Annotated in this window: 11 protein-coding genes and 2 pseudogenes; 2 read left to right on the top strand and 11 right to left on the bottom strand. The window is 51.3% G+C overall.

Annotation, left to right across the window (positions count from 1 at the left end):
* From AC2FND_RS17235 to AC2FND_RS17205, 7 genes and pseudogenes are all read right to left on the bottom strand, one after another.
* Positions 1–207, bottom strand: a pseudogene (locus AC2FND_RS17235) (porin family protein); the annotation flags it as partial.
* A gap of 211 nt (positions 208–418) precedes the next feature.
* Positions 419–1,174, bottom strand: a complete 756-nt coding sequence (locus tag AC2FND_RS17230) for an ABC transporter ATP-binding protein (protein ID WP_496771062.1) — start codon at positions 1,172–1,174, stop codon at positions 419–421.
* A 1-nt stretch (position 1,175) separates the two neighbouring features.
* Positions 1,176–2,024: an ABC transporter ATP-binding protein gene (locus tag AC2FND_RS17225; protein WP_496771061.1), complete on the bottom strand. Its 849-nt coding sequence runs from the start codon at positions 2,022–2,024 to the stop codon at positions 1,176–1,178.
* Positions 2,021–2,932, bottom strand: a complete 912-nt coding sequence (locus AC2FND_RS17220) for an ABC transporter permease (RefSeq protein ID WP_209598735.1) — start codon at positions 2,930–2,932, stop codon at positions 2,021–2,023. The genes AC2FND_RS17225 and AC2FND_RS17220 overlap by 4 nt, the downstream gene beginning before the upstream one ends.
* The gene (locus AC2FND_RS17215) at positions 2,929–3,987 is read right to left on the bottom strand and encodes an ABC transporter permease (protein WP_209506687.1); all 1,059 of its coding nucleotides are present in this window, start codon (positions 3,985–3,987) and stop codon (positions 2,929–2,931) included. Before AC2FND_RS17215 ends, AC2FND_RS17220 begins: the two co-directional genes overlap by 4 nt.
* On the bottom strand, positions 3,988–5,583 hold the full coding sequence (locus tag AC2FND_RS17210) for an ABC transporter substrate-binding protein (RefSeq protein WP_496771060.1): 1,596 nt from the start codon (positions 5,581–5,583) through the stop codon (positions 3,988–3,990).
* 36 nt (positions 5,584–5,619) lie between these two features.
* A complete protein-coding gene (locus AC2FND_RS17205; protein WP_496771059.1) occupies positions 5,620–6,675 on the bottom strand; it encodes a dipeptidase in 1,056 nt (351 codons plus the stop codon).
* Between the two features lie 121 nt (positions 6,676–6,796).
* On the opposite strand from AC2FND_RS17205, the gene AC2FND_RS17200 reads away from it, so the two are divergent.
* Positions 6,797–7,708 carry a LysR family transcriptional regulator gene (locus tag AC2FND_RS17200; protein WP_209506690.1) on the top strand — a complete coding sequence of 304 codons (912 nt, stop codon included), beginning with the start codon at positions 6,797–6,799 and terminating at the stop codon, positions 7,706–7,708.
* A gap of 298 nt (positions 7,709–8,006) precedes the next feature.
* Positions 8,007–8,405, top strand: a complete 399-nt coding sequence (locus tag AC2FND_RS17195) for a cupin domain-containing protein (RefSeq protein ID WP_496771058.1) — start codon at positions 8,007–8,009, stop codon at positions 8,403–8,405.
* A 474-nt stretch (positions 8,406–8,879) separates the two neighbouring features.
* Here AC2FND_RS17195 and AC2FND_RS17190 read toward each other — a convergent pair whose 3' ends face one another.
* The 4 genes and pseudogenes from AC2FND_RS17190 to AC2FND_RS17175 all read right to left on the bottom strand — a co-directional run.
* Positions 8,880–11,129: a UvrD-helicase domain-containing protein gene (locus tag AC2FND_RS17190; protein ID WP_496771057.1), complete on the bottom strand. Its 2,250-nt coding sequence runs from the start codon at positions 11,127–11,129 to the stop codon at positions 8,880–8,882.
* Positions 11,126–11,869 carry a hypothetical protein gene (locus AC2FND_RS17185; RefSeq protein ID WP_496771056.1) on the bottom strand — a complete coding sequence of 248 codons (744 nt, stop codon included), beginning with the start codon at positions 11,867–11,869 and terminating at the stop codon, positions 11,126–11,128. The genes AC2FND_RS17190 and AC2FND_RS17185 overlap by 4 nt, the downstream gene beginning before the upstream one ends.
* Positions 11,870–12,132: 263 nt before the next feature.
* The gene (locus AC2FND_RS17180; RefSeq protein WP_496771055.1) at positions 12,133–13,680 is read right to left on the bottom strand and encodes an ATP-binding protein; all 1,548 of its coding nucleotides are present in this window, start codon (positions 13,678–13,680) and stop codon (positions 12,133–12,135) included.
* 24 nt (positions 13,681–13,704) lie between these two features.
* A pseudogene (locus tag AC2FND_RS17175) lies at positions 13,705–13,900 on the bottom strand (radical SAM protein); the annotation flags it as partial.

Below are 13,900 nucleotides of genomic sequence, written 5' to 3'. Positions count from 1 at the left end.
CATAAACGCAAAATCCAGGTTTTCGAGAGCGTCTGAAAAACTCAACGTGCCGTCGATTGTTCCACTTGGTGTTGCAAGAGAAATATCCGTTTCGGCCATGAACAGATAAGCTGTGCCCGAAAAAGACCAATCAGATTGCTGGGCTGAAACAGGTGGCGCGATCAGTAACGCAACCGCAATCGCCAAGTTTTGCACCTTGCTTTTCATCAGTGACCTCGTTGCTAAAATTTATATTGCATTACCTGCATGCTTCACGGTTACACAATTTGTAGCCGTTTCCAATATCTCGATCACTGTAGTGTTGTCGCGGTCCCTATCGAAATAAGGATAAATTCACACCAGAAATACTATAGGACGCCATTGTCGGACCCCCGAATAAATCGTGTGAAGGACAAACCCCACATTGAATGAACATTCGTTATTGGTTCGGAGCAACAGACGCGGTCAACAATTGCTTGGAATACTCGTGGCTTGGGTTCCCCAAACGCAAAGTTTCCGAGGACATGACCTCAACAATTTCGCCATTTCTCATAACTGCCAATTGCTCGCACATATGTGCGATAACCGGAAGATCATGAGATACCATCAGATAGGTCAGTCCGCGCTGTTTGCGCAGGTCAGTCAAAAGGTTGAGCACCTCGGCCTGAACGCTGACATCCAAAGCTGACGTGGGTTCGTCCAAAAGCAAGATATCCGGCTCACCTGCCAAGGCCCTTGCGATTGCCACGCGTTGTCGTTGGCCACCGGAAAGCTGGTGTGGATACCGGAACCGGAATTTTTGCCCAAGTCCGACGTCATTGAGCAAATCGCTCACGCGTTTATCGATGTCCCCAAACCCATGCAGATGAATAGTTTCACTGAGGACCTGATCAACAGTATGCCGCGGATGCAAAGACGCGTAGGGGTCTTGAAACACCATCTGGACGGTTCGAAAGAATGACCGATCCCGCCGGGACCCGGATATCGCCTGGCCTTCTACTCGGATTGTGCCCGACCATTGCGGTGCAAGTCCGGTTATTGCCCTCAGAATTGTCGACTTGCCGGACCCGCTTTCGCCCACAAGGCCAAAACTCTCGCCCTGCGCGACTTCAAGGTTTGCGTCCTTCACCGCATCGACCCGGTCGTGTGCATGACCAAACCAGACATTCAGGTGGTTGATTTCCAGTGCCTTCATCTCAACCCCTCACGCTCGGGGCTTCGGACCAAGAGGGATCGCGTGTGAGGACACTCAGGTGAGTGCATTTTTCATCAAGGCGCGGCAGCGAGTTCAGCAAGCCCTGGGTATAGGGATGTTGGGCCTGATGCAGCTTGTCAGCCTCGCAAACCTCGACGATCCGACCTGAATACATGATGAGGACACGGTCGCAGAATTCAGACACCAGATTCAGGTCGTGGCTGATGAATATCAGACCCATCCCCCGCTCCTTGACCAATCCATCCATGATGTTCAGCACCTGCCGCTGAACGCTGACATCAAGCGCCGAAGTTGGTTCATCGGCAATCAGTATCTTGGGATTGGGAATCAACATCATCGCAATCATAATGCGCTGCCCCATACCCCCAGACACCTCATGCGGGTACGTTCGCATCACCCGCTCAGGATCACGGATTGAGACGTTATCCAACATCTCGATAGCCATCTTCTTAGCATGGGCCTTCGAGCCGGAATTGTGCTGCTGGTATGCCTCCATGAGTTGCTCGCCAACGGTGACCACCGGGTTCAGAGAAAACTTGGGGTCCTGCATCACCATGGAGATCTGCTTCCCTCGCACCTCACGCATCTCGCGCTCGCTGAGCTTCATCAGGTCTCGGCCTTCCAAATTGATGTGTTTGGCCTCCACGATACCCGGATTTCGGATCAGGCGCAGAATGGCCCGTCCCGTCATCGACTTGCCCGAGCCGCTTTCGCCGACGATCCCCAGACGCTCGCGCCCCAGCGAAAACGACACGCCCCGCACGGCGTCAAACACGCCCTGACGGGTTGGGAAACGAACCCACAGATCTTCGATGTCGAGTAAGTTCATTGCCCACCGTCCTTTGGATCAAGCGCGTCCCGCAGCCCGTCACCCAACAGGTTGAAAGCCAGCGAAACCGTGAAAATTGCGAGCCCCGGCACCGTGGCCACCCACCAGTGATCAAGGATGAACCTTCGACCCTCGGATATCATGGCACCCCATTCCGGGCTTGGAGGTTGTGCCCCCAACCCCAGAAAACCAAGACCGGCTGCAGCCAAAATGATCCCGGCCATATCCAGCGTGACCCGCACGATCAAAGATGAGATGCAAAGTGGCCAGATATGCCGGGTGATGATGCGCAGCGGCCCGGCACCCTGAAGGCGGATCGCGTTGATATAGTCGGTTGACCGGATGGTCAGGGTTTCTGCACGCGCCATACGCGCATAGGGAGGCCACGCCGTGAGTGAGATTGCCAGAACCGCGTTTTCAATCCCTGCCCCAAGCGCTGCGACAAACGCCAGCGCCAGAACAAGTCGTGGAAAAGCGAGGAAAATATCCGTGATGCGCATAAGGATCACATCCGTCCATCCCCCCACATATCCCGCAACAGTCCCGACCAGAAGCCCCGCAATCGGTGCGATGAGCGCCACAAGAGCTACGATGTACAGTGTAATTCGCGCCCCAAAGATCAGGCGTGACAGAATATCCCGCCCCAAGCTGTCGGTTCCCAACAGGTGCCCTTCAGCCCCGATGGGGAGAAGTCGGCTGGACAGGCTCTGAACAAAGGGATCGTGCGGCGCGAGAAAAGGCGCAAAGAGCGCTGTCAGAACAAGGATGACAAGGATCGCCAACCCGACCATCGCCATCGAGTTTGATCGCAAAGTCAGCCAGCCTTTGTAGAAGCTGGCCAATCTGGCATGGCGGCGCGAAGTCGGCTCGTCGGTCAGCAGCCACTGGCGCAAGGTCATGTCGCTCATTTCGACCTCGGATCAAAGAAACGGTAAAGAAGGTCCGAGAATATGTTCAGGCAGATAAAAATCAGCCCGACCACAACGGTTCCTCCAAGAACGGCATTCATGTCGGCGCTCAGCAAGGCCGTCGTGATATAGCTGCCGATCCCCGGCCAGCTAAAGATGATCTCGGTCAGAACTGATCCTTCCAACAAGTTGGCATAGCTTAGTGCGATCACTGTGATCAGTTGCACCCGGATATTCTTGAAGGCGTGGCGCCAGATAACTTGTCTTTCAGACAGCCCTTTAACGCGAGCGGTGATGACATACTCGGCCGACAACTGCTCCAGCATGAAGGATCGGGTCATCCGGCTGATATAGGCAAGCGAATAGTACCCCAGCAAAGCTGCGGGCAGGATGATATGGGACAACGCATTGCGGAAGACATCCCAATCCTGAGCCAAGGCACTGTCTAGCAAGATCAGCCCTGTTCGCGTGGGAACAAGGTCTTCATAGAAGATATCCAGGCGGCCCGGGCCACCGACCCAGCCAAGTATCCCATAAAAGACCAAAAGCCCCATGAGCCCCAGCCAGAAGATTGGCATAGAATACCCGACAAGCGCGACCACACGGGCGATCTGATCGATCCATGATCCGCGCTTGACTGCGGCGATCACACCAAGCGGAACACCGAGAAAGATGCCGATCAGAACGCCCAAGGTCGCCAACTCCAGCGTGGCAGGGAAGACGCGGGCAATATCCTCGGAAACCGGGCGCGCATTCAGAAGTGAATCGCCAAAATCGCCGTGCAGAACATCCCAAAGATAATATCCAAACTGAACCAACAGCGGTTTATCAAGGCCAAGCTGTTGATAGACCGCATCATAAGTAGATTGCGATGCGCGTTCGCCTACGATCGCCAGCACCGGGTCGATCGGCATCACGCGACCGATGATGAAGGTCACAAAAAGCAGACCCAGCATTGTAATTGCGATGGTGCCAAGAGTTTTCAGGATACTCTTGATCCAATGGATAAGAGGCGCCGAGCGGCGCCCCTCAGTTGGTCTTTCGGCCAGTGCCATTTACTTGGTCACCTGCCAATACGACGCCGAAGTGATCGCCTGACCGGTTGAGAAATTCGTCACGTTTTCACGCAGGGCCGATTGCTCAATCTGCTGGAACATGATGACAAACGGCGAAGTCTCGCGGAACTCGGCCTGGATTTCCTTGTACATGTCAGCCCGTTTCGCGGTGTCGTTTTCGACAACAGCCGCATCCGTTTTCTCGGTCAGCCCGCCGGTATCCCAAGAATTCCGCCATGCCAGCAATCCTGTGGCATTGGCTTCGTCCGAATTATCCGGGTTATAGGCAAAGGTACCTGCGTTCGTCTGCGGGTCGGGATAGTCCGGCCCCCATGCGCCAAGGTAAACATCCAGTTCCCGCGCACGATACCGCGCCAAAATTTGTTTGGCGGTTCCCACGGTAATGTTCATCGTGATGCCAACCTGACTCAGCGCATTCTGTAGCGATTGGGCGATTTCGATCCGTTCCTGCGCTTCACGCACACCCACTTCGATCTCAAGCCCGCTTACACCTGCTTCATCCAGCAGGGCCTTGGCCTTTTCCACATCAAAGCTAAACGGCGTCTCGTCAGAGGCACCGAGATAGGTTTGGGGCAGGAAATTCTGGTGGATCGTGTATTGCCCCTTCAGGAAGCTGTCGCGCATCCCTTCATAGTCAACCAGATACTTGAACGCCTGCCGAACCTGAGGCTTGCTCAGCTCAGGGTGTTTCTGGCTCAGCGAAACATACATCAGGCGGCCCTTAAGCTCGTCTGCAATCTTTACGCCGGCAACAGATGAAGCGCCGGCAACATCTTCTGGATTCAGGTTGCGCGCGACATCGATATCACCACGTTCCAGCAACAGGCGCTGGCTGGCGCTTTCCTGAACGTGACGGACAACCACGCGCTCCATGGCCGGAGCACCCAAATAGAAATCGGGGTTCGACTTCAGTGTTACGCTTTCATTGGGTTTCCAGCTGACCAGGCTATAAGCCCCAGATCCAGCAGTATTGGTCTTGAGCCATTCATTGCCCAAGTCGCCATCCTTGTCGTGTTCCATCACCGTCTTCTTATCGACAATGCCGCCGATGGTAGCGGTCAGACAGTTCAGAACGAAGGATGTCGCATAGGGTTTGTCCGTCGTGATCGTCAGAGTGTTGCCGTCCGCGACAATCGTTTGTTCGACATTTTCCGGCGTGAACCCAAACTGGGTCAGGATAAAGGCCGGCGTCTTGTTCAGAATGATCGCGCGACGCAGCGAAAATTCAACATCTTCTGCCGTCACCGGATTTCCGGAGTGAAAGGCCAGTCCTTCCCTGATATTGAAGGTGATCGATTTGCCGTCTTCAGACACATCCCAGCTTTCAGCGATGTCGGGCTGATAACCAGCGTCCAGATTGAGCGGGTCGAAGTTGACCAGCTTCTGATAGACATTCCGGCTGACATCCGAACCCGCAAACTCAAAGCTTTCGGCCGGGTCCAGCGTCGTGATGTCGTCGATACGATGCGCGATAACCAGCATGTTCGGCGGCGTTTCGGCCATTGCCGAGGTCGAGGTCACGGCCAGCGCCAATCCCAGCGCCGCACCGGTAAGCAATCTGTTAAATGCGTTCATTTTGTCCTCTCTGTGTCATCAAGTCTTCACTAACAGTTACGAGCCCCAGGTTTTCTCAAGGACACGTAACCAGTTTTCGTGGCAGAGCTTCTTGATGAGCTCTTCGCCGTATCCATGGGTCACCATGGCATCTCTCAATCGAGGCAGCATCGAGACGTCCTTCACGTCGTCCGGCACGACCGCCCCGTCATAATCGGACCCAAGCCCGACCCGGTCTTCACCCATTATCCCGATCAGGTGGTCAAGGTGCTTCAGAACCTGCATCAACGGCACGTCGGACAGCATCCGACCATCCTCACGCAGAAACGCAGTGGCAAAGTTCAACCCGACCATCCCGTCGCTTTCCGCGATGGTGCGAAGCTGATCATCGGTCAGATTTCGCGCGTGCGGACAGATGGCGTGGGCATTTGAATGCGTTGCGACCAAAGGCGCATCCGAATACCGCGCTACATCCCAGAAACCTTTTTCATTGAGGTGGGACAAATCCAACATGATACCCAGCGCGTTGCATCGCTGCACAAGCCGCAGTCCATGGTCTGTCAACCCAGGGCCAGTATCTGGCCCCGATGGATATCTAAACGGCACACCATGGCCAAAAATGTTGGGTCGGCTCCACACGGGCCCAAGCGATCGCAACCCCGCCGCATGAAATACATCAAGCGAATGCAGATCTGCATCAATCGCCTCGGCGCCCTCGATGTGAAAAATGGCCGCCATCTGGCCTTGCGCCAAGCAGTTCCTGATATCCGAAACCGATCGAACCACTTTCAACGCCCCCAAACGTTCCAGTTCCAGCAGTATGGCAATCTGCCCCAGCGCTGCGGGCAGAGCATCTTCGGCATCAATATGATTGGGAAGCGGCAGGTCATAGCTGGGCCGGACCATTTCTTCCATTTTTGCATCGGCATCGATAGGCGAAGGCACCCAGACGGCAAAGAAGCCTCCGCCAAATCCACCGGCCGTGGATTTTACAGAGTCGATCGCGCCTTCGAGCCCGGTCAGGAAGCGGCCCGCTTCGGGCAGACCACCTGACGAGGCCAGTTTTGACAGAACATCATTGTGCCCATCAATGATAAGAGGGAGGGTCCTCAAACTCGCTTTACCCAGGTTAGTGTCATCTCGACACACGCTAACAGACGTAATCGTCATGATTGTAAAAAAACTTGATGAGTTTTACTCATAGAGCTAGTCGGAATCATGCGGGCGCCCAGCAATGAAGAAACCTCGCAACTGGCATTCTTTGCCGGAATACCAAGCGCTCCGTGCGCTCATGCAGTCTGGAACAACAGCCGCTGCCGCACGACAGCTCGGCTTGTCTCAGTCCGCGGTCAGTCGCTCGGTCAGCAGCTTAGAGGATCGACTGGGCAGAACATTGTTCGAACGGGATGCAGGCAGATTGCGACCGACGCAAGAAGCCGTAAGGCTGAATATGCGATTGGATCCTTTGTTCGAGGCATTGGACAGGATCGATGGTCCGGGCGAAACTGTGCAGGAAACGCTGCGCCTCGTTGCACCGCCCAGCTATGCTCATCGATACATCGTTTCCCTCATCGCCAGTTTCATTCGCGGGAATCCCGGTTTTTTCGTGAACCTTGAGGTGACAACGTCGGATATGGTCACGCTTGGCGTGCTTGAGAACCGATTTGATCTTGCCGTGACCGGGATTGAACAAAGCCGCGCTGGCATCAAACTTATACCATTTCGCGAGTCACCAGCCGTTTGCGTCATGCGCCCCGAACATCCTCTGTCTGAACGCTCCGTTCTGACGCCTTCAGACTTGCATGAGCAAGAGTTGATCGCACTGACGTATCGACACGGGCGGCGCGGGCAGCTGGACCGGTTGCTTCATCAGGTGCGCGCCAAACCGAGGATCGTTGCCGAAGTTTCAACCTCATTTGCCGCAGCCGACATGGCGCGCGAAGGACTGGGGCTGTCTGTTATTAATCCCTTTCCCGTCTACCATTACCGATCTCCCGACCTAACATTTGTCCGATTTGAATCTCCAATGCGGTATCGAGGCCATTTTGTGGTTTCGGATCAAAAACCGGTTCCAAGGATTGCACGGGCATTCATACGGCATCTGCGATTGAACACCCCTCCGGACCCTTTTTCTGAACCGAGATAATGCAATCTTTCCAAGGTTCTTCACTGGCAACACGCCATGTGACCACCCAACAGGGAAGGTTTTGAAGGAGGTGTTCGAGGTGCGGACCTGTCATGGCTACCTGCACAATTTGCTATGAGTAACGTCCGCAGACGTGGCTTTCTTCGTCCTTATGTATCTCAGGCCGTATCACCCGGTATGCGGTTCGTTCATAAGGCTCGTTAGAATCTCCGCCCAAAACCCGCTTCTGATTTCCCTACGTTTCCTAGCGAAGCTGGCGTATCATTCTCTCGCTCAAATCTTAGGAAGGAATACCTAGATGGCGGATTGTGTGAAACTGCGCCCCGGCGAAACCTATTCCGGGAAACAGGGGTTCGATTACTTCGAAGGCATCGCCAGACAGACAGTAGGAAGCCAAGCTATCTGCATGCATCTGCTTACGGTCCCGCCCGGAGGGCGCGCCAAGGCGCATAAACATGAGACACATGAAACCGCGATTTATGTGCTTTCCGGGTCTGCGAAGATGTATTGGGGCGACAGGCTGGAACATGTCATGGAAACGCAAGCAGGAGACCTGATCTATATACCGGCAAACACTCCGCACCTGCCGTTCAACGATGGGAACGAACCCGCAGTTGCAGTTATCGCACGCACGGACCCGAACGAACAGGAAAGCGTTGTCCTGATGCCGGAGCTTGAAGACCTTAATCCGGGGTGACGCAAAATACTGTTGGGGGCAGCAGCAGTTCTCTAATTCCTATTGCTTCCAGAGTATTTCCGGCGGTATTGGCGCAAATAGAAACACCGCCCTGAGGCGGTTCGTAACAATCTGATATTGTATGTTATATTTGGTATCGGTGAGAGGATATGATCCTCTGCGGTTCAGGTTCTGATGCTGACGAAGTTAAGAGGTTAAGCAATTGATCCGGGGGATCAATTGTAGTCTGAACGGGCAGTGTTTGTGGTTTTCTGACGCTGGTTGCGGGAGGGCGCAACCACTGTTGTCGAACGGAATTGAAGTGTTTGGTTTAAGAACAGAATTCATAGCCAGTAGATTACAGGTGCGCCGAAGGGAAGTCCTAGGGACAGCGGTCATAGCGGGTGTCCAACCGATCAAAGAGGAGGGCTAATCATTTGCCTGCGCAAGTATAGGCCTCCCTCTAGCATGGGTATTATCTTGGCATCGGTTCAGCTAGCGATCTTTGCTCGGGAGCAGAGTTAACGAACCTGACGAAAGTGCATGATCAAAAATTCGCGATTTCCCGCCAAATTCATTTGAACATGCAAAATGAAGTTCCCCACTCGCTCGGGTTGCCGCAAGGTAGAGGCGACGGACATTCAGACGCTTTCTACGCGGTCCAATTTCCTCATTGTCCAACAAACCCGCATCCGAGTGAAGAACAAACACAAAATCAAACTGAAGACCGGAGACGTATTCCGGTGTCGACAAAACAAACTTCCGCCCTGCGTATCTAAGTTTGGTAATATCTTCCCTGCCTTCTACCGAAATGAAATCTCCCCTAAACGCACCCGCGTCGCGATAGATCTCGAACATTCCGTCGTCCATACAAATTACACATATTTTGCGACCGGCTTTTGTTTTTTTTGTTCGCTCCTTTGCTTTCGCAAATACACTTTGATAAAGAGCCAGATTAGTACCAAAAACTTCAATTGATGGCACTTGTCCTGTTTCTCCCTCGCTTTCACCGGTAGACTTGTCGACCTCATCCAATATATCCGTATCGACATAGGTCATAGCCAAATCTGAGATCATAGAAGCGATCTGCGGTGTAAAGCGGAATACTCTATCGAGTGTTACTCGGTCACTATCCCGATTGGCGCTTCCCATCCAAGCGGCTGTAGACTGAAAACTTGGGATCAAGGCCTCCAACCCGTCGCGAGTTACTTGTTTAAAATCGTAGGCGACAAACATCGGTTGCGCAGTCGTTCCATCATCAGTTGATCTCAAGATGGGCCGCAAAGTTTGTCGCTCAAGAGTGGAAAACAAATGCGCTTCGTCAACGAAAAGAGCATCAAAACCTGCCTGCGACACAAGGCTGTCCCAAGTGTTTGAACTCAAAAAACCGACTGCATCTGCGACTAACTGATCGACGCTAATAACACCCATTTGATGCAAATTGTCCCGATACCGACGGTAGATATCTAATAAAATATTTCGATCACCTTGCTCTCTAGGTTCCAACAGCCACTCCGCTCGTGGCCTCTCTAGGTATCTCCGACCCTTCTCACTACCAGGGCGAATTCCTTCGGCATCAAAAATACTAGCAAACTCAGAAAATATTTCATCAACGAGTCTGGCAACACTTTCATCACTCTCGGTTAGTAGCCTTTTGAGAAAGTCTGGTGAGCATTGGTCACCAAATTGTTTAGCAAGAGTTCCTCGACTCTCAACGATGATACTGTCAATGATTTCCCTTTGCATCTTCCGACCTTCATAGGCATCGATGTCGACCGGGCTTACCGAATGCTCGCGGCGATTCATGAGATCGTTGCAAATTTCAAATATCGTTCTAATGCGCCCCTGCGCAAATTGGCCTTCTATGATTCTACGATGCGGGTCGAGTTGCCCTATGATGCTAAGAACAAGGTCTTTTGTTACCTGACTATGCGTTACGAAGCACAGACGTTTATTTTCTCGCAGAGATTCAAATTTTCTGAGATCACTTAGAAACTTGACAACCAGTGCTAGTGTCTTTCCTGTACCCGCTGCCCCTCGCAACCTCACAGATTGAGAGTAGTCCTTTTCGACAAAAGCACGCTGCTGTTGGGTTAGATGAGTATTCAGCCATTCATCCAAAGTCCAACCATGGGCGAGATCAGTGCCTAAAGGGTCAATATGAACTAGGTTTTCACCTTCGCTCGCGACTGATTGTTGACGCTCTTCATACTCTAAAAGCGCATCAATCTGTTTGCCCACAGCACGTCGAAAAAGCGTAATATTAGGTTTGACTTTAGAGAATTGCCGCTTGCCCTCCTCAAGAGAAAACACAAAAATGTGCTCACTTCCGTCAAATTTTTCCTCATAATATATTCGATGCGCGTATCCTCGCGCGGCTGTATTCGCAAAAATAGATCCCTTTCGTGATCCGTCCGAATAAGGACCCCATTTAGGCGATACACTTACGTGGGGAGAAATCCGACTCAGGGACAGTGTAATTATCCTATCCAAAAGCTCGTAGTGGTCGCCATCAAAGTCAAGTAAGTTGCACTCAACAACATCTATAACTACCAATTTAGATTGCTCGCGAGCATCTTGGTTTAAAACGTAAAGAACATCATCCAATAGTAGTGATTTCAGCTCAAGTGCGTTAAGGGAGAACTCTTTACCAGATAGAATGTGATCCCCAACATCTGCAAACGAAATTTGGTTTAATGCACTCTCATCGATGACTATTGCGGAAACCTTCATATTGGCATTCATGAGAAATTCTCCTCGAATAGCTGAATAATCTGGTCCCGCTCTTTTTCGAAACTTGTAGGCATTCCGATTCTGGAAAATAGGGACGCAAAAGACTGTCCCAGGGCAAACCGCACCGAATCGGGAAGGCTTCCTAGTTGGTGATACGTGTTGCTCGGGTCTTCAGGAAAACCTCCAGTGCTTCTGAGCATTATGCACTCTGCAGAAATTGACAAAGGCCTCCGCAAATCAACTAGAAACCCGAATTCGGATGATTGAGGTATCGTATTAAGGAAGAAGAAATCTTGCTGAAGACCCTTGAGGCAGCTTTTGATGCGTTTACCCACGTTTGCCTTTCGATGCTTACACAGGTCCAAATATACTTGAGTACTTGTTTCTTTCCCAACCTTAAATCTTCTTGAAATTTTAAACTCCTCTGGGGCGTTTCTTCCAACAAACCTATTAAATGCGCTATCTGGGTCATCGGGTAATATGTGTTCATAAAAGAAATATCGGTCAATCGAATGATCGGAAAGCGATGTGAACTGTTCTTCGAATTGGGCAATACACTTTTCTATTTCCCCTTCAAAAAGAACCTTCTCAATATAGTCAGCTATCCTCACAATAGGTAGCACTGTTATTATGTTTCTAAATTTATTATTGTATATGTCGCAATCAGGTGTCAGAGTGAAGTAGTATTCCGCACTGGGTGTATGAAAATTTCTCGCGAGTATGTCGCCTTGTTTCAGTTCGTTTGTTATCATATCGAAATTCTTTTCTCACTTTTCACAGCAACGCAAGATTTTAAATAAACCACAATCACACTAACCTATGCAAAAGACTCGAAATTATTTACATATTGGTCAATGCTATCCTATGGGCATCCTATGCATGCTACCCCAGTCAAATTTAGTTAGCTTGTGACTATCTAAGACTCAATAGCCTTCGCCATTCCATCGAATGAATCGTGCCATCAATCCTTGGGTGCAACCAACTGTCTAACGTCAGCGTCAATGGGACAGTTTACTTAGGAACGCGATAGTCGATCCAACATCCGATCGATCAAGCTCTTTGCCGCCACTTGATTTGTCGAACAATCGTAAATCAAATCGAAAACCTCTTTGTAGGCTGCCTGTTTGCGTTCGGGCAGGCTCTCGAAAACATCTCCAGAAGCCTTTGTCGTACAGGCGTCCACAGCCTTTTCGATTTTTCGGAACTGGCTTCTTAGCTTTCGTCGGTCTTCATCCTCGAAAAGGTCGAATTCGGTCACCTTATGCATTCCTGCAAGCAACGCACCTATCTCTTCCTTAATGGTCTTGGCGTATCGAGCCGACACTGCGCCCTGTTTCAACACATCCAATTTTTCGTATATCTTATCCGCCGCGAGCTCGAACGTTTTCAAGCGATTCCGCTTTTGTGAGGACACTCGACATTCGCGTGCAACTTCTGCACCGATGGGCCGTAAATGGGCAATGATGTTGTCCAGATGCGCATTGCTCTCAAATTCATCACGGCGTCCATTCGGCACCACGCGGCTATCCAGAACATGCACTTCACCAATAGTCCACGAACAAAAGCGGTCTTCAGGGAATACCTCATGAAACAGGCGATCATGTCCAATCTGAATGTTTCCGACCCGTGCCCTTAGTCCTCGCACACCCTGTGCCACCGGAATAGCGCCCTGATAATCATGATGAATCAGCCAACCGATAGCTGCCGTCTCCCCATCAATGCTTTCGACCTCAAAGGACTTCAAGGATTGCAGGGCCGCTTTTTTTGTGTCCGAGTAAACCACTTCATTGCGATACGGGCGATAGACAGGTTCTTCCGCTTCATTAATGTGAACATTGTAGAAGCGGCCAGCGCGGCCATGGGCTTTGAGCAAGCTGACAATCTCAGTTCCGTAGGAAAATTCCGGTGAGAAAGGGCAGGGGCAAACTTGGCCAACGAAGTTTGCGATCTCAACTTCATTAAGCAATCGATCATTGGCAATCCGCCTTGGTTTGACAAGCTCCACCTCGAAGAAATGCGCAGGATAATCTCCAGGATCGAGCCGCTTCAGCGTTACCGCCTCCCTTACGATTGAGTGTAAGTCACTTTCGGCATCCATTGAGCCGAGTAGTTTTTTGACGACTCTACCATCCCATACTGCTTCTAGAACCTTTGCATCCCCATTTGAACGAGCGCGAAAAACAAGCTTCTGGACATAACCAAGCGCCGACAACCGTCCGACACCACGAAACCCCCGCGCGTCAGTTCCACGCTTTGCACTTGCACCAAAAGACAGCATGCGCGCGGGGAATTCTGCATTGGAGAGTCCCACACCATTGTCCCGAACAACAACACGTCGATCGATATGATCCACGTTAATTTCAACCCGGCCATCCGAAACCGAGCCCAACAAGCCAGCAGCCACCGCATCATCAATGGCGTCGGTGGCATTCTGTACATATTCGCGGAAAATCGTGAGTGGATTAACATACATTGAGCTGCTCAAAAGCTCTAAGATATCTTTGCCGACAAAGACCTCATGCGCATCCAGAATTTCTTCTTCAGCCCTCCTTGCTTCCATCATCGCGAACGTCCCCTTGTTTTTAGTTCACGCGAAAACTTGCGTGATTTTCTTGATTGTTTCGTCTGACTTTGATTCCGGTTGAATATCGTCATCAGTCAGTACAGCATCCTCTACACGCTCGTCTTCTGGAACGAGATATGCACTTATATCCTCAACACGTCTGCGCTTCTGCGCTTCCCAAATACGTTCCTCATCAGATTTTGACATCGGTACGAAAAAC

The organism is Ruegeria sp. BHSB056 (assembly GCF_059613305.1).
This window is presented reverse-complemented; position numbering and strand designations above follow the sequence as displayed.